Origin of the sequence: Salinivibrio sp. ML323, assembly GCF_001995745.1 — a bacterium.
Lineage (GTDB): Bacteria > Pseudomonadota > Gammaproteobacteria > Enterobacterales > Vibrionaceae > Salinivibrio > Salinivibrio kushneri.
Genome location: NZ_MUES01000001.1, coordinates 1 through 17,748 on the forward strand (window position 1 = coordinate 1; position 17,748 = coordinate 17,748).

A 17,748-nucleotide genomic window follows, 5' to 3' on the forward strand; every position below is an offset into this window, starting at 1 on the left:
CGGCACAGATAAGCGCTGAAAGCATCTAAGCGCGAAGCTGGCCCCGAGATGAGTCATCCCTAGAGCTTCGAGCTCTCTAAAGGGTTGTCGTAGACGACGACGTTGATAGGCAGGGTGTGTAAGCGCTGTGAGGCGTTGAGCTAACCTGTACTAATGGCCCGTGMGGCTTAACCATACAACACCCAAGCGGTTTTGGGTCGGACTTGAAATAAGCCAGTTGATTGTGGCGAGAACGAAYAGCTTTCTAGATTACGTGTTTTGACTGAAAAGTGAAGACACACCAAATTTTGCTTGGCGACCATAGCGCTTTGGACCCACCTGACTCCATGCCGAACTCAGTAGTGAAACGAAGCAGCGCCGATGGTAGTGTGGGGTCTCCCCATGTGAGAGTAGGACATCGCCAGGCTCTCATTGCTTATCTTGTTGATAGCTCGATGCTTTTGATATCTGCGATGCTCATGTATTGGCATACACTGCGCGTCTCGATTCAAAATCCTCATCGCATCAAACAAGATAATCTAATTAGAGCTTAGTATTAGGCTTTAGTTAGCAAACATTTAAGTATCAAAGCAGATTGACGTAAGACTTTGATGAAGCGTTTTCGCTGATATAGCTCAGTTGGTAGAGCGCACCCTTGGTAAGGGTGAGGTCGGCAGTTCAAATCTGCCTATCAGCACCAGAATTTTCTTGGCGGCCATAGCGTAACGGCACCACCTGAACCCATGCCGAACTCAGAAGTGAAACGTTGCTGCGCCGATGGTAGTGTGGGGTCTCCCCATGTGAGAGTAGGTCACTGCCAAGAGCTTTTTTGAAGCCCTCCGCATTCGCGGAGGGCTTTTTTCGTTTCTGTCTCTCTTATCAATACTGTCTTCTCCTATGCTTAAAACAATGTTGGTCTAAGGGTGATCACTGCTTGAGCTTAATCAGTGACTAGGTTATGTTATTAGATATCTGGACGTCTAAACATCTCTAGGAGGCAGTGATGCCGATTAAAATCCCGGATCAGCTCCCCGCGACTAATATCCTAAGGCGTGAAAACATATTCGTAATGACCGAGACGCGCGCGGTGAGTCAAAACATCCGCCCGCTGAAGGTGCTGCTGCTCAACCTGATGCCAAAGAAAATCGAGACGGAAACGCAATTTATGCGTCTACTCTCTAACAGTCCTTTGCAAGTGGATGTTGAGCTTTTACGGATAGATAACCGGCCAAGCAAAAATACGCCAACCGAGCATCTCGATACCTTCTACCGTCAGTTTGAGGCCGTTCGCGGACGTAATTTCGATGGTCTTATCGTGACAGGCGCGCCACTCGGGTTGGTACAGTTCGAGGATGTGATTTACTGGGAGCATTTACAGGATGTGATGAATTGGGCGCACCAACACGTTACTTCAACCCTCTATATCTGTTGGGCCGCGCAAGCGGGCTTAAAGCTACTTTACGACTTGCCAAAGAAAACTCGTAAGGAGAAGTTATCGGGTGTCTATCAGCACGACATTAATGCTGACTTATGCAAACATCCGCTATTACGCGGCTTTGATGATAGTTTCTTAGCGCCCCACTCGCGCTATGCGGATTTTTCGCCTAACTATCTTGCAGAGCATACGGATCTCGACATCTTAGCAACCTCTAATGAAGCGGGTACCTATCTGGCGGCGACGAAAGATAAGCGCAATGTGTTTGTCACCGGTCACCCTGAGTATGATTCTCATAGCTTGCATCATGAATATCATCGGGATTTAGAAGAAGGGATGGAGCCGGCTGTCCCCCTTAATTATTACCCGGATGACGATCCTTCCCAGCCACCGTATGTGAGTTGGCGCAGCCATGGCCATTTACTGTTTGCCAACTGGCTAAACTATTGTGTTTACCAGCAAACGCCCTTCGACTTGGATACCTTCTCTGCGTCTAACTTTACCCTGGATGAATAAAAAAAGGCGCCCGCGGACGCCTTTTGCTTAGGGAGCTGTGTGGATTTAGGTTTGATGTGTATCCATTTCGTCTTGTGCTGCGTTTGCTTTATCAACCATGCCTGTCATGGTTGAGCCTTGCACCAAAATGGAAAACACCACCACCGCGTAGGTCATGATGAGGATCAGCTCGCGAACATCGATATTTTTTTCCGGCACCACCATGATGCCAGCGGGCACGGCCATCGCCATCGCCAGTGCGAGACCGCCACGTAACCCACCCCAGCTTAATATACGCACCGCCCAAGGGTTATAAGAACGAAAGCGGTTGAAACCGAGATAGCACATTTTCACGCTAATAAAACGGGCGAGAAGCACAATAGGAACCACCGCCGCCATAATGATCCAGTCTTCTTTATGGAAACTGATTTGCAGCAAGCTAACCCCGATGAGGAGAAAGAGTAGGCTGTTAAGAAATTCATCGACTAATTCCCAGAAGTGGTCGAGGTGATCTTCACTTTCTTTGGAAAAGCCAATAAAGCGGGTCCAGTTACCGATCATGATCCCCGATACCACCATTGCCAGCGGGCCAGAGACATGCAGCATATCGGCCAAGACATAGCCAGCGCTGGGGATAGCCAGCGTTAATAGCAATTCCATCGAGTGATCGTTAGTGGCACAAATCAAGCGATGGAAAAGATAGCCCAGCACTAGGCCATATAAAACCCCGCCAACGGCTTCTTGTAAAAACAAGGCAATGGTACCGCCCACCGTCGGGTTGTTGTCGCCAAAGGCTAGGGTAAAAAGGGTCACAAAGATCACGATACCCACACCATCATTGAATAATGACTCTCCCTCAATTTGTGTGGTGATCCGCGTCGGTGCTTGCAGCTTTTTGACGATAGCAAGCACAGCGATGGGGTCGGTGGGCGATATCAGCGCGCCAAATAACAGGCAGTAGAGGAAATCAAAGGGGATGCCAATCAGTTGAAACACGCCCCAGATACCGGAGCCGATTAACAACACAGAGACCAATAGCCCGCCGATCACCAGGGTTGTGATCTCCCACTTTTGGTCGGAGAAAGAGGGAAGCTTGACGCCAATCCCCCCTGCGAAGAGCAAAAAGCCGAGGACGCCTTTGAGCAAAAACGTATCAAAGTGGATATCTGTCAGTATTTGCTCGGCCATGGCTTTTAGTGGAATTGCTTGGTATTGACCGGCGATCACTATCAGCAAAGACAGTAGGAGCGAGCTGGCGGTGATGGCGATCGTGGTTTGTACTCGGCTGATTTTACTATTAATAAAAGCGATAAAGATGGCTGCAGCAGCCATAAAGCTGAGGATTGCGTAGGTTGACATGCCGCTTCCTAGTGCAATGAGGGAATGAAAAAGTGTGTCGAAATATTAATAGAAATCGCTTTCAAAACGAACAGCTGAATTGAAATAGATCAAAATAAATTGTTATTTATAGACGTCTAGATTTCCATTTCCGCTGTGGTAGGATGAAATGACTGCAACGAGGAAGATGATAAGCGTAATAGTATGGACCGACTAACACAGCAACTGCGCGACCGTATTCTAGTGATCGATGGTGGCATGGGCACCATGATCCAAGGTTTGGCACTGAGCGAAGCCGATTATCGTGGCCAACGTTTTAAAGATTGGCACTGTGATGTGAAAGGCAATAACGATCTCTTGGTGCTGACGCAGCCTGATAAGATCGCTTCGCTACACAGTGATTATCTGGCGGCGGGCGCGGACATTATTGAAACCAACACCTTTAACGCCACCCAAATCGCGATGGCTGATTACGACATGCAGGCGCTGAGTGCGGAAATCAACGGCGCGGCAGCCCGGCTTGCGCGTGAGGTTGCTGATTCGTGGACGGCGAAAACGCCGGATAAACCCCGTTTTGTCGCGGGCGTGTTAGGGCCGACGAACCGAACGTGTTCAATCTCTCCAGACGTGAATGACCCGGGCTTTCGCAATGTCAGCTTTGATCAGTTAGTCGACGTGTATGCCGAGTCCACCGAAGCGCTCATTGACGGCGGTGTTGATATCATCATGTTGGAGACCATTTTTGATACCTTGAATGCCAAAGCATGCGCGTTTGCGGTTGAAAAGGTCTTTGATGCCCGCGGTTTTCGCTTACCCATTATGATCTCCGGCACCATCACTGATGCGTCTGGACGCACCTTATCCGGACAAACCACCGCCGCTTTTTATCACTCGTTGCGTCATGTTGAGCCACTGTCGTTTGGCTTAAACTGCGCACTTGGGCCAGCTGAATTGCGCCAGTATGTCAAAGAGCTGAGCGATATTTGTGAGGGCTTTGTCTCCGTCCACCCCAATGCGGGGTTGCCCAACGCCTTTGGCGAGTATGAGCTTTCTCCCGAAGAGATGGCGACACACATTGATGAGTGGGCGGCGTCTGGCTTTATCAACTTGGTCGGGGGGTGCTGTGGCACTACGCCCGAACATATTCAAGCGATTAGCGACGCGGTGAAGCAACATGCGCCACGCGCGCTTCCTGATCATCCTGTGGCATGCCGTTTGTCTGGGCTCGAGCCCCTGACCATTAATGCTGATAGCTTGTTCGTCAACGTGGGGGAGCGCACCAATGTCACCGGCTCAGCACGCTTTAAACGCTTAATCGTTGAAGAGCAATATGACGAAGCGCTTGAAGTGGCATTGCAGCAAGTGGAGAACGGCGCCCAAATCATCGATATCAATATGGATGAGGGCATGTTGGATGCCGAAAAGGCCATGGTGCGATTTCTCAACCTTTGCGCGGGGGAGCCGGATATTGCCCGTGTGCCTGTGATGATTGATTCCTCCAAATGGGAGGTGATTGAAGCTGGCCTCAAGTGCATTCAAGGTAAAGGCATCGTCAACTCTATTTCGCTCAAAGAAGGAGAAGAAGCCTTTCTACACCAAGCACGTTTAGTCCGTCGCTATGGCGCGGCAGTGATCGTGATGGCGTTTGATGAGCAAGGACAGGCTGATACCCAGGCGCGGAAAGTGGAAATCTGTACGCGGGCCTATCACCTTCTGGTCGAGCAAGTTGGCTTTCCACCGGAAGACATTATTTTCGATCCTAATATTTTTGCGGTTGCCACCGGCATTGATGAGCACAATAACTACGCGGTTGATTTCATCAACGCCGTGGCCGACATTAAACAAACTCTGCCGCATGCCATGATCTCGGGCGGCGTCTCAAATGTGTCGTTTTCGTTTCGAGGCAACAATCCCGTCCGTGAGGCTATTCATGCGGTGTTTTTGTATCACTGCATCAAAAATGGCATGGACATGGGGATCGTCAATGCCGGTCAATTGGCGATTTATGATGATTTATCCGAGTCTTTGCGCCTAGCAGTGGAAGATGTGGTTCTCAACAAAGACGATGGGGCGACAGAGCGTTTGCTGGACATCGCCGACAGCTATCGCGATAGCGGGGAGAGCGAGGTCGCAGAAACCGCAGAGTGGCGTAGTTGGCCAGTGGAAAAGCGCCTTGAACATGCACTGGTCAAAGGCATTACCGAGTTTATTGTTGAAGATACCGAGCTGGCTCGCGCCGCGGCAAGTAAACCTCTAGAAGTGATTGAAGGCCCGTTGATGGCAGGCATGAACGTGGTCGGGGATTTGTTTGGTGAAGGCAAGATGTTCCTGCCACAAGTGGTGAAGTCGGCACGGGTGATGAAGCAGGCGGTGGCTTACCTTGAGCCCTACATCAATGCTGAAAAGCAGCAAGGACAGACCAATGGCAAGATCTTGCTCGCCACGGTCAAAGGGGATGTGCATGACATTGGCAAAAACATTGTTGGTGTGGTGCTGCAATGTAATAACTTCGAGATTATTGATCTCGGCGTGATGGTGCCGACCGATAAAATCCTGTCGGTGGCGCGAGAAGAAAACGTCGATATTATTGGTCTATCTGGCCTGATTACCCCATCGTTAGATGAGATGGTGAACGTGGCGAAAGAGATGGAGCGCCAAGGATTTGATATTCCTCTACTTATTGGCGGCGCGACCACGTCCAAAGCCCATACCGCGGTGAAAATTGAGCAGCATTACCATGCGCCCGTGGTCTATGTGCCCAACGCGTCACGTGCGGTGGGGGTATGCTCATCGTTATTATCCGAGACGCAGCGACCGGATTTTGTAGCCCGTTTAGCTAAAGACTATGCCGCTGTACGTGAGCAGCACCAGCGTAAAACCCCGCGCACGGCACCGGTGTCCCTTGAGCAGGCGCGCGACAATAAGTGGCAAACGGATTGGACAAACTATGTGCCTCCGCAACCGGCGAAGCCGGGCGTCCATGTGTACGATGATGTCTCGATAGCAACCTTACGTCAGTATATCGACTGGACACCCTTCTTTATGACTTGGTCACTTAGTGGCAAATTCCCGGCGATTTTGGATCACGAACTGGTGGGTGAGGAAGCGCGTCGTTTGTACCAGGACGCCAATGCTTGGCTCGATCGTTTCGAGGCAGAAGGCTTGGTGGCGGCAAAAGGGGTGTGTGGCCTCTTTCCTGCCAATAGCATTGATGATGATATTGAGGTCTATGAGGATGGGTCTCGCCAAGCGACGCTCACTATACTGAACCACTTGCGCCAGCAAACGAAAAAGCCACGTGGTGCCAACTATTGCTTGTCGGACTTTATTGCGCCAAAAAGCAGTGGCCAGCCGGATTGGATTGGCGCATTTGCGGTCACAGGTGGTATTGGCGAATATGCCCTGGCGGAAGAATACAAAGCGAAAGGGGATGATTATAACGCGATCATGATCCAGGCGGTCGCCGATAGACTCGCAGAAGCCTTTGCAGAGTATCTCCATCAGCAAATTCGAATCACCTTGTGGGGCTATGCGCCCGATGAGACGCTCGATAACGACGCGCTGATCCGCGAGCAATACCAAGGGATCCGGCCAGCGCCGGGTTATGCCGCCTGTCCTGAACACAGTGAGAAAGGCAAAATTTGGCAATTGCTGTCGGTAGAAGCGCATACGGGGATGACACTCACTGAAAGCTACGCGATGTGGCCGGGGGCGTCGGTCTCAGGTTGGTATTTTTCCCACCCTGAGTCACGCTACTTTGCGGTGGCGAAGATCCAAAACGATCAGCGAGACAGCTATGCAGCACGCAAAGGGTGGAGCAGCGAAGAAGCGGAAAAATGGCTCGGGCCGAACTTAAACGGCTAACGAAAGAAGCCAGCACATTAGCTGTGCTGGCTTCTTTATTATTCAAATAAGTCCGCGTGTAACCGCTGCACCACCTGGGTGGCATCGTCATCTTCAACCACCACACAGACATTGTGGTTGCTGGCACCGTAGCAAATCATGCGTAGTTTGTGTTGTGCTAAGGCACTGAACACCGGCGCTGTCGCGCCAGCAGTATGATTCATCTCGTTGCCAATCAGCGCCACCACCGCCAGGTTCTCGCAGATCTCGACATGACATAACTGGGTCAGTTCGGCGATAGCCGCTTCTGGCAGCTGCGGTGCGTCGCCCTGAGTGTTGGTTTGATCAAGGGTTAAAGCGACACTGACCTCCGAGGTGGTGATCAAGTCTACCGAGATTTCAAATCGTGCCAAAACCTCAAATACTTTGGCCAAAAAGCCATATGCATGGAACATGTTTAAGCTGGTCAGTGTCACCATGGTTTGGTTTCGACGTAAGGCGACGGCACGAAACAGCGGTGCCGAGTGCGCTTGTTCGCGGATCCAGGTACCGCCTTGCTCAGGCGCGCTCGCAGCCCCGACAAACACAGGAATATGTTGGCGCACTGCAGGCACTAAGGTGGATGGGTGAAGGATTTTGGCACCAAACGTGGCCATTTCTGAGGCTTCGCTAAAACTAATTTCACTGATTGGGCGCGCTTGGTCGGCAATCCGCGGGTCGGTGGTATAAATCCCCGGTACATCAGTCCAAATGGCCAAACTCTCTGCGTTCACGGCTTCGGCGAACAGTGCGGCGCTGTAGTCGCTACCACCACGGCCTAAGGTGGTGGTTTGTCCGTGGGCATCCGCGCCGATAAACCCTTGGGTGACCACTCGGTGTGTGGCTAAATGCGGAAGCAATTGGTCGTGGCACTGTGTTTGCGTCTGCTGTGGGTCAGGCTGGGCACAGCCAAACTGGCTGTCGGTGCGCAGCAATTCACGCGCATCGGCCCGTATTGTTGCCATACCTCGGCTGTTGAGTAAATGGGTGAAAATATGGGTCGAGATCAGCTCGCCGCAGGCCACCAACGCATCGGTTAAGGCCGAATCCGGAGTGGCAGCTGCTTTTTCGGCATACTCGGCAATGGCGAGATGCCAGTGGTCGACGGCTGTTTGCGTGTTTTGGCAATCAGGAAGTTGCTGCAATATTGCTTGGTGAATGGCATGAATGGCGTCTAATTTGGCTTGGCGCGCGTCAGGGTCGCTGATCCCTTTTGCCAGCGCGACCAAATGATTGGTCACACCGGCGCACGCACTGATCACGATTAAACGGGTTTGCGGGTTTTGCTCGATAACAGCGGCGCTTTGCTGCATCGCCGCTAGCGTCCCGACACTGGTGCCGCCAAACTTAGCGACTGAAATTGATGGTAATGGCCTCACGTCCTTTCCCCTCTCTGGCTAGCAGAGTCAAAAAATTAAAAATGATGGGGAACATCAGAAGTCACATCGTGACCGCGATAAATACCGCGACAAGGTAGGAAGAGCAAACGGCAGGTGTAGTCTGCCAGAAGCGCTCCACCTGTCTGTCCATATGGATGACAAGTGACAGCCTGAAGGATTCAGCCTTCAAGGCCGGCAGCGTATCGACCCCGAACGTACGCCACCTCGGCATTGTCTCCCCTGGTTATCATGCTTAGGAGTGGGGCTCCGCTTGATAACTGCCTGAGAAATGCACCTCTTCTGCATGTTCAGTCATGGGTCGGTGACCGCATGAACAGTTTTAACATTACGGGTGTGATCGCAGGGTGTCAACCGTGTTTTTACGCTCGATAGGAGCGCTGCCCAGCGCCTGCCTCTCACCCAGGCAAGAAAAGGCCATTGCCCATTATCGACCCTGACAAGAAAAGCAAATCGACGCTAGCGATCACACAGTTCATGTGCCAGAGGCTAGGGGGATGGCGAAAAAATATGCTATAACGGTGAGCTTCGGTACCAACAACAAGGATTCGTGATGGCTCGTGCAATTTCCGATATTCAGTCTTTTCAACCTGTCGCTCGCACACTGATGGGGCCAGGCCCTTCTGACATTTATCCATCGGTGCTGCAATCATTGAGTAAGCCGACATTGGGGCATCTTGATCCCTTATTCATTGCCATGATGGATGAGGTCAAGCAGCTGCTGCAGTACGCTTTTCAAACCGAAAATCCGTTTACCATTGCGGTCTCTGCCCCCGGGAGTGCCGGGATGGAAGCCTGTTTTGTCAATTTGGTGGAGCCTGGCGACACAGTGATCGTGTGTCGCAATGGCGTGTTTGGCGACCGGATGCGAGAAAACGTGGAACGCTGTGGCGCACACGCGGTGATGGTTGATGATGCTTGGGGCGATCCGGTCAATCCTGAAAAGGTTGAAGCGGCTTTGAAAGCGCACCCGGAGGCTAGCATTGTCGCATTTGTCCATGCTGAGACGTCCACAGGCGCTTGCTCAGATGCACAGGCCCTTGCCACCTTGGCGCGCGAGCATGGCTGCCTCACTATTGTCGATGCGGTGACCTCACTCGGTGGCGTGCCGTTGAAAGTCGATGAATGGCAGTTGGATGCGGTTTACTCAGGCAGTCAGAAGTGCTTATCGTGTGTGCCGGGCTTATCGCCCGTGACATTCTCGCCCCGTGCAATCGAAAAAATGCAGGCGCGCACTCACAAGGTGCAAAGCTGGTTTCTCGACCAAAGTTTGGTGTTAGGGTATTGGAGCGGCGACGGCAAACGTAKCTACCACCATACGGCACCCGTGAATAGTTTATATGCCTTACATGAAGCCCTGCTTAGATTGTATCAAGAAGGGATTGAAAACGCGTGGCAGCGCCACCGCACGATGCATCAGCGTTTAAAAGCGGGATTAGACAACCTAGGAATTGGCTTTGTGGTCGATGAACCCTATCGTTTGCCCCAGCTTAACGCCGTTTATATTCCTGAGGGCGTGGATGATGCCGCCGTGCGCCAGCATCTCCTCAACACCTATAACTTGGAAATTGGCGCGGGGCTGGGCGATCTTGCCGGCAAAGCCTGGCGGATCGGCTTAATGGGCTATGGCGCAAGGGATGAGAACATTGCCCTGTGTCTTAAAGCCCTGGAAGAGGCATTACGCTAGGGCGTCGCATGGTCTGGGAGGGTATGGCGGGTTGTCCATACCTTCGCCGCGTTTGGATACAAGTAACGCGCTTCTTGCTGGATATCGCGAGCCCGTTGACGGTCACCGATTTGCAGAGCCACCTGATAGGCGTGCTGGTAGCCAGCAAAGCGTGGTCTTTGCGCCACTTGACGCAATAATTGGTTAAGATGTTGGCGGCGCTCAGTGTCAGACAGAGTCGCCAAATTAGCCTGAAAGTGACGGCTTTGTTGTGCGTGGGCCAGCTTTTGCTGCCACCATGGATGCTGCTGATACAAGGCAAAGCGTTGTGAGCTGAGTAAAGAGTCGCGCAAATAACGATTGGCCAAATACACGGACGACAGGCACACGAGTGTCGCGATGACGAGGGCAGTGATCACGGTGCGACTGGCCATACGTTGGCTGTAACCATGAGTGAGGACTGGGTAGCGGCGATATTTACTGGTGAGGTTATCAAGCCAGTATAGCCAAAGGAGTAACAATATCCCATTAAACCACTGGGTGCCGCTCACCGGATAGATCATCAGTCCTGTGAGCGGAGGGAGCACTAAAGCAATCAAGATCCGCCGTGTTCCTGGGGGCGCACGAAAGATCCTGACGCCGATAGCCATGATCACCAACACATAGCCCAATCCAATCAATAAGCCTCCTTCCAACAACCAAAATAGCAGTGCACTGGGCAGGTTCACTGGACCCAGATGGCCGGGTTGTGAAGCAGAAAGCAATAGCAAGGCCTGCTTGCCATTCCCCATGCCTACCCCAAAAAACGGCGTTGTCTGCCATTGTTGCCACGCTAACAACAACGCACGTTGCTCGCTGGCGCTCAGCCATTGCCAACTATCTTGACCACTGAGGAAAAATACCGCCAGGATAGCGCCGAGACAGACCGCCACAAGCCAGGCTTTGTGCTGGCGCCTGGAGGCAAAGCGAGCCAAATAGGCTTGCTGTAACACGACGGCACACAAGGCAAAGAGCAGCAGCAGGGGCTGGCCTTGCATCGCTAATACGGGAATAAAAATGAAGGGGGTGACGGCCAATAAGCTTTGGCTGATAGGGTGGCGATAGCGGCCACTCGGCTCTCTGGCGAGAATGTATGCGCCTAACGTCAGCCCCGTGAGCAGCAGGGTATGCGTGACCGCTGGGGGCAAGTGAGGCACCCAGTTGTTAAACATAAAAGGTGCCATGCCCGGTGGTGGTTGATTGCCCAACACCGACAGCACCGCGAGCCAAGAGGCGAGCAAAAATACCCCGAGTAGCTTTTGCCGCTGCGAATGGTTAAAAACAAACTGCTGAAGGCTGGAGAAGAAACCGAGGCTCAGTATCAAGGCGGCCATGGCATAACCGCTATTGAGTGCCTCTGTGTGCGGATAGTAATAAGGAATAATCGCCAGGCCCGTTGCCAAACCAAGCATCCAGGTCAGTCGGCTTGCCCGCCAGGTATGTTGACGCACGACTTCCAAGCAGGCAAACCCTAAGGTAAACGCCAAGGTCAGTAGTGATAACGCTGCCGCAGGGTGACGAATGCCCACTAACGGGAGAGACACCGAATAGAGGGGCAAACAGATTAACCACAAGGCCGCTAACGCAAGCAGAAATGGGGCTGTTAGCGGCTTTCTTATTACGCGACTCGGCGGCAGCGCTGAGGTCATTATCGCTCCAACATAGGTTTGAGGAAGTGGGCGGTGTGGCTACCCAAAACATCGACGATGTCTTCTGGCGTACCTTGCGCGATGATYTCACCGCCGCCGTTACCGCCCTCAGGTCCTAAGTCGATGATCCAGTCCGCGGTTTTTATCACATCCAGATTATGCTCGATTACCACGATAGTGTTGCCCTGTTCGCGCAAGCGATGCAAGACATTAAGCAGTTGTTGAATATCATGGAAATGAAGCCCTGTGGTCGGCTCATCGAGGATGTAGAGCGTTTTACCCGTATCCCGTTTAGACAACTCTCGGGCTAACTTAACCCGCTGTGCTTCACCGCCCGATAAGGTGGTGGCGGCTTGGCCAAGGCGAATATAGCTCAGGCCAACATCCATCAACGTCTGTAGCTTGCGCTTGATCGCGGGCACGGCGTCGAAAAACTCACGCGCGTCCTCGACGGTCATCTCCAGCACTTCATCGATGGTCTTGCCTTTATAGCGCACTTCCAATGTTTCCCGGTTATAGCGCTTGCCTTTACACACATCACAAGGCACATACACATCGGGTAAGAAATGCATTTCCACTTTGATTACGCCATCCCCTTGGCAGGCTTCACAGCGACCGCCGCGCACGTTAAAGCTGAAGCGACCCACTTTATAGCCGCGCGCACGCGCTTCTTGCGTGCCGGCAAACAGCTCACGGATCGGAGTAAAGATCCCCGTATAAGTGGCTGGGTTTGAGCGTGGGGTACGGCCAATAGGGCTTTGGTCAATATCGATCACCTTATCAAAGTGCCCCAAGCCATCAATCGATTGATACGGCGCGGGATCAGCGGTGGTCGCGCCGTTCAATTGCTGGTGGGCGACTTTAAAGAAGGTGTCATTGATAAGCGTTGACTTGCCTGAGCCTGACACACCCGTCACGCAGGTAAGGAGTCCGACAGGTAGGTGAAGATCAACGTTTTTCAGGTTGTTGCCCGTTGCCCCTTTCAGGGTCAACATTTTGTTCGGGTCGCGCTCAATACGCTTTGCAGGCACCTTGATCGCTTGCTTGCCACTTAGATACTGGCCTGTCAGTGACGACTCACTGGTCAGTATGTCCTCTAAACTGCCTTCGGCAACAATGTGACCCCCATGTGCCCCGGCCCCCGGGCCAATATCAATGATATAGTCGGCCGCACGTATGGCATCTTCATCATGCTCGACCACCATCACGGTGTTCCCCAGATCGCGCAGGTGCTCCAAGGTGTCAAGCAAGCGGGCATTGTCACGCTGGTGCAGGCCGATAGAGGGCTCATCCAGAACATACATGACGCCCACCAAGCCCGCGCCAATTTGGCTGGCCAGTCGAATACGCTGTGCTTCACCGCCAGAGAGGGTATCGGCACTGCGCGATAAATTCAGGTAATTGAGCCCTACATTGACCAAAAACCGTAGCCGGTCATGGATCTCTTTCATCACCTTTTCGGCAATCTTGGCGCGCTGTCCGGTTAAGGTAAGCTGTTCAAAGAAGTCTAGCGCCTGTTGAATGCTCAGCTCACAAATCTCGGGTAGATTGTGGCCGTCGATAAACACGTGACGAGCTTCTTGGCGTAAGCGTGAGCCGCCGCAGCTGGCACAGGGTTTAGTAGCGATATATTTGGCCAGTTCATCGCGCACGGCATTCGATTCGGTGTCACGGTAGCGACGCTCCATATTGTTGAGGATCCCCTCAAACGGATGTTTGCGTACACGAATATCGCCCCGATCGTTGACGTATTTGAACTCGATCTCTTTCGGCCCTGACCCATACAAGAGAATGTCCTGAATGGTGCCGGAAAGATCCTGCCATGGCTCTTCCAAATCAAACCCGTAATGCTCAGACAGCGAGCGTAGCATTTGGAAGTAATAAAAATTACGCCGATCCCAGCCGCGGATCGCGCCCCCCGCCAAGCTAACCGCTGGGTTTTGAATCACCCGCTTGGGATCAAAATACTGTTGCACTCCCAAGCCGTCACAGGTACCACAGGCACCGGCTGGATTATTAAAGGAGAACAGGCGAGGTTCAAGCTCTTGCATGCTGTAACCGCAGTGTGGGCAGGCAAAGTTGGCGGAAAAAATGATCTCTTCCCCTTCACCGTCCATCCAACTGATCACCGCGCTGCCGCCTGTTAGCTCGAGCGCAGTCTCAAAAGATTCCGCCAAACGCTGTTGCTGATCATCGCGCACTTTAAAGCGGTCGACCACCACCTCAATGGTGTGCTTTTTCTGCAGCTCGAGTGTCGGCGGATCGGACAGATCGCACACTTCACCATTGATCCTTGCACGGATAAACCCTTGTGCGGCGAGGTTCTCAAGGGTCTTAACATGCTCTCCTTTACGGTTTTTAATGATCGGCGCGAGCAGCATCAGCTTGCTGCCCTCTGGCAGCGCGAGCACTTTATCGACCATCTGACTAATGGTCTGAGCGGCCAAGGTCACATCGTGAGTGGGACAGCGTGGCTCACCGACACGGGCATAGAGCAAGCGCAAGTAATCATACACTTCAGTGATGGTGCCGACCGTTGAGCGTGGATTGTGCGAGGTGGACTTTTGCTCTATCGAGATAGCAGGCGACAGGCCCTCAATATGGTCAACATCGGGTTTTTCCATCAAGGAAAGAAACTGGCGTGCATACGCTGACAAGGATTCAACGTAGCGGCGCTGGCCTTCTGCGTATAAGGTATCGAAAGCCAATGATGACTTTCCGGAACCAGACAGGCCAGTGATCACGATCAGCTTGTCGCGAGGGATGGTGAGGTTGATGTTTTTGAGGTTGTGCGTGCGCGCGCCTCTGACGTCGATATTGTCCATTATTATCCTACTACTCAGTCAGCTCACTGGTTGGTCGCCTAGTATTAGACATGACCATGACCAAATAAAAAGGCTGTATATTTACACAGCCTTTACATGAAGGGGAAAACACGCGATCCGACGCGATTAACGTTATCGGCGATTTTTCACCGTCGCTTCGTCTTTATTGCGTCCGCCAAGGTAGTGATGTTGGTAGCAGTGGTTGGTGGCTTCAATAAAGCCTTCCACGCTGCCACAATCAAAGCGCTCACCTTTAAATTTGTACGCCAGTACACAGCCTGATTGTGCCTGTTTGAGCAGCGCATCGGTGATCTGCACTTCGCCGTTTTTACCCGGCGGGGTCGTTTCTAACAGATCAAAGATATCTGGCGTCAGAATATAGCGGCCAATGATGGCAAGGTTGCTTGGCGCATTGCCCGGATCGGGTTTTTCCACCATATTATCTACGCGGAAAAGGTCATCTTTGATCTCTTGGCCGGCAATCACACCATATTTATGGGTCTCATCTTCCGGCACCTCTTCCACCGCGACAATCGAGCAACGGAATTGATTATATAAGGCCACCATTTGTTTGAGGACGCCGTTATCAGGATGGATGCAAAGATCATCGGCGAGTACGACGGCAAAGGCTTCGTCGCCAACCAGCTCACGGCCGGTTAAAATCGCATGCCCCAGACCGCGCATTTCGTGTTGGCGAATGTAAGTAAAAGAGGCTTTTTCAATGGTGTTGCGGATGTCATCGAGTAGCACTTCTTTGTTGGTGCCACTGATCTGATGTTCCAGTTCATAGTTCTTATCAAAGTGATCCATGATGGCATGCTTACCACGCCCCGTGACGATACACATGCCGTTGATACCCGCTTCCAAGGCTTCATCCACGCCGTATTCAATCAAAGGCTTGTTGACCACTGGCATCATCTCTTTGGGCATCGATTTGGTTGCCGGTAAAAAGCGGGTGCCATAGCCAGCCGCTGGGAACAGACATTTTTTAATCATCTCAGATCCTTTCTTTTATATTGGGTGGCGACGGATCTTTATTCGGTCGACACCACCAAGCGGGTTGCTAGCAAGCGGCTGCTAACAATGTTATCTGGGTCAATAGTTTGCTGGGTTCAGTGCGGCTAAGCAAGTCCTACGCACCAATGCCCCCAGATAGCGTGACCACACCCGCGTTGCTTAGTCCGCATGGGCGGAAAAATGTGTCATAAATGCATCGGTAAAGGCCGATAAGGATGCAGAGGGAAGGGCATTAATCCCCGCCGCAGCAGCGCGCCCTCCGCCCGTGATGAACTGCTCCGCCAATTGCGCGGCCCCAGTGGGACGATTTAACGGGGCACGAATGCTGACCATCCACTCTCCTCCGGGCATAGGGGTGAGCACAGCATGGGCGCGGTCAGGGTGACGGTTGGCTAACTGGTTGCCAAGCATGCCGCTGATTCTCCGTGCCCACGCGGTATCAGGGAGCAGATAGACCTGGGCGTTTTCATCGCTAAGCTCGGGGCTGAGGGTTTGGGCGCGCTCCCGATCGTGTTGATACGCATTAGCTAATTCCATCACCATGTCCGGATAAGCACGCATAAAAGCATCGGGGGTCGAAAAGCCACACAGGTGGCGGTATAACACCGCGGGCGGGATAATCAGATCATCCAAGCTCGCGCCATAGCTGTTGTAATTGAGGTAGTGGCCGAGCTGCTCTAAGCGTGCACGGGTATGTTCGTCAATACCCGACTGTCGGGCGAGGGCATTAGCCGTGCGATCCAGGTTATCGCCATACGCGCCAACCAACGCCCATTCTCGATACTGGCCACCGAGAAGCTTGTCGATAATAAGCGCGGTACAAGTATTGGCACGGGTATGAATATGCGCGTCTAACAACGGCGAGTCAGGGATGGGGCCACTTTGGTGATGATCGGCGTAGAAAACATGCGCGCCCGAGGCGAGCAGTGTGGCAAGTGGCTCTTGATTTTTCGCCATCGAAATATCGAGTACAGTGACCTGTTCGGTGTCGGTGGGTACCTGTTTTAACAGGGCAATATCGCGTTTCACCCCAGTCACTAACGTGGTGGCTTGTGGGTGTGCTAAGCGCCATTGCACCAGCGCGGTAAGCCCATCTGCATCCCCGTTAAAGACATCAAACCCCATACCGTGACTTCCTTGTTAATTGAGTGACGCGCCATCTTACCTTGATTGACGAGCTTGGCCCAACTAGCGGTGATCGTCGTCAGCGCCAGGGTAGGCCTCAAGCCCTGTTGAGCCAATTAAGGATAAATTGTTTTTCGCCCAAAACACCGCTTGCACCCGGTTTCTGACATTGATTTTCTTGAACACATTATAAAGATGCGACTTGACGGTGTGTTCACTGACGTCCAATGCACGGGCTATATCTTGGTTGGAAGCGCCCGTGACTAGGTGGCGTAGGATTTGTTGTTCACGGTTGGTCAGGACAATGGTCTGCTCATCGATCGCTTGTTGGTGGTGCTGCTGATAATAGTGAATTAACGCGGCCATTTTATGACGGGGTAGCCAGTACTCGCCAGAGAACATTTTTTCGATGCCGTAACACAGATGCCGGATCTCATCTTCTTTTTTGAAGACCCCTTTGATAAATGGCCAGCTGGCGAGTTCTTTGGCACTTAAATCATGTGCATTGAGCAGCGCAAAGACATGTTGGTCGGCAAAGGGGATCAGCGATTGTTTTAGCTGCTCGGTGGCCATATCATCAAAGGCGTTTAAGTCGACCAGCACCAGGCCTGGGCGGGCGGTGAGCTTGTCGGTGATCGCATCGGGCGTGACGAGCTCAACCTCGCTATGGATTTCTTTTTCCAAGCATGTCATCAGTGCAGACACAGACATGCTGGGCTGAGAGATAAGAAGCAGAGTGTAACTATCTGAGGTGGTTTCGGCCTGGTTCATAAGCATCCTACTGATGATGACTCAACATGCGTATCCGCACATGACGTCAGTGGGATGATCACCGACGTCAAGGCTGGGCAAGCTTTCCATCAGTCTAAACCATTTTTATCTTTAAGGTATACGTTGCGAG

Annotated in this window: 10 protein-coding genes, 1 tRNA gene, 3 rRNA genes and 1 riboswitch; of the genes, 7 read left to right on the forward strand and 7 right to left on the reverse strand. The window is 52.3% G+C overall.

Annotated elements, in window-relative coordinates; translation table 11 throughout:
* From BZG13_RS00005 to metA, 5 genes are all read left to right on the forward strand, one after another.
* Positions 1 to 175, forward strand: a 23S ribosomal RNA gene (locus BZG13_RS00005); the annotation flags it as partial.
* A gap of 115 nt (positions 176 to 290) precedes the next feature.
* Positions 291 to 406: ribosomal RNA gene (rrf, locus tag BZG13_RS00010) — 5S ribosomal RNA — on the forward strand.
* Between the two features lie 197 nt (positions 407 to 603).
* Positions 604 to 679 (forward strand) — tRNA-Thr (locus BZG13_RS00015).
* Positions 680 to 686: 7 nt separating this feature from the next.
* Positions 687 to 802 (forward strand): 5S ribosomal RNA (rrf, locus tag BZG13_RS00020).
* A 180-nt stretch (positions 803 to 982) separates the two neighbouring features.
* Positions 983 to 1,930: a homoserine O-acetyltransferase MetA gene (gene metA, locus BZG13_RS00025; protein ID WP_077484117.1), complete on the forward strand. Its 948-nt coding sequence runs from the start codon at positions 983 to 985 to the stop codon at positions 1,928 to 1,930.
* A 45-nt stretch (positions 1,931 to 1,975) separates the two neighbouring features.
* Here the strand turns inward: metA and BZG13_RS00030 are convergent, their stop codons facing one another.
* Positions 1,976 to 3,268, reverse strand: coding sequence for a cation:proton antiporter (locus BZG13_RS00030; protein WP_077484119.1), 1,293 nt, complete (start codon positions 3,266 to 3,268; stop codon positions 1,976 to 1,978).
* 183 nt (positions 3,269 to 3,451) lie between these two features.
* Here BZG13_RS00030 and metH point away from each other — a divergent pair, with 183 nt between their 5' ends.
* Positions 3,452 to 7,111, forward strand: coding sequence for a methionine synthase (gene metH / locus BZG13_RS00035; protein WP_077484120.1), 3,660 nt, complete (start codon positions 3,452 to 3,454; stop codon positions 7,109 to 7,111).
* Between the two features lie 38 nt (positions 7,112 to 7,149).
* Here the strand turns inward: metH and lysC are convergent, their stop codons facing one another.
* Complete coding sequence (lysC, locus tag BZG13_RS00040) at positions 7,150 to 8,508, reverse strand: lysine-sensitive aspartokinase 3 (RefSeq protein ID WP_077484121.1); 1,359 nt, start codon at positions 8,506 to 8,508, stop codon at positions 7,150 to 7,152.
* Positions 8,509 to 8,628: 120 nt separating this feature from the next.
* A riboswitch (Lysine riboswitch) is annotated at positions 8,629 to 8,816 on the reverse strand.
* A gap of 263 nt (positions 8,817 to 9,079) precedes the next feature.
* On the opposite strand from lysC, the gene BZG13_RS00045 reads away from it, so the two are divergent.
* Positions 9,080 to 10,213: a pyridoxal-phosphate-dependent aminotransferase family protein gene (locus BZG13_RS00045; RefSeq protein ID WP_077484122.1), complete on the forward strand. Its 1,134-nt coding sequence runs from the start codon at positions 9,080 to 9,082 to the stop codon at positions 10,211 to 10,213.
* Here the strand turns inward: BZG13_RS00045 and BZG13_RS00050 are convergent.
* From BZG13_RS00050 to BZG13_RS00070, 5 genes are all read right to left on the reverse strand, one after another.
* On the reverse strand, positions 10,210 to 11,880 hold the full coding sequence (locus BZG13_RS00050; protein WP_077484123.1) for a Wzy polymerase domain-containing protein: 1,671 nt from the start codon (positions 11,878 to 11,880) through the stop codon (positions 10,210 to 10,212). The genes BZG13_RS00045 and BZG13_RS00050 overlap by 4 nt on opposite strands.
* Entirely contained in the window at positions 11,880 to 14,705 is a 2,826-nt protein-coding gene (gene uvrA / locus BZG13_RS00055) for an excinuclease ABC subunit UvrA (RefSeq protein WP_077484124.1), read from the reverse strand. The genes BZG13_RS00050 and uvrA overlap by 1 nt, the downstream gene beginning before the upstream one ends.
* Before the next feature lie 132 nt (positions 14,706 to 14,837).
* Positions 14,838 to 15,701 (reverse strand): UTP--glucose-1-phosphate uridylyltransferase GalU, encoded by an 864-nt coding sequence (gene galU / locus BZG13_RS00060; RefSeq protein WP_069361765.1) that lies wholly within the window; start codon positions 15,699 to 15,701, stop codon positions 14,838 to 14,840.
* Between the two features lie 180 nt (positions 15,702 to 15,881).
* Positions 15,882 to 16,847: an acetyltransferase gene (locus BZG13_RS00065; protein WP_077484125.1), complete on the reverse strand. Its 966-nt coding sequence runs from the start codon at positions 16,845 to 16,847 to the stop codon at positions 15,882 to 15,884.
* Between the two features lie 63 nt (positions 16,848 to 16,910).
* A complete protein-coding gene (locus tag BZG13_RS00070; RefSeq protein ID WP_069361767.1) occupies positions 16,911 to 17,618 on the reverse strand; it encodes a LuxR C-terminal-related transcriptional regulator in 708 nt (235 codons plus the stop codon).
* Positions 17,619 to 17,748 lie beyond the last annotated feature (130 nt).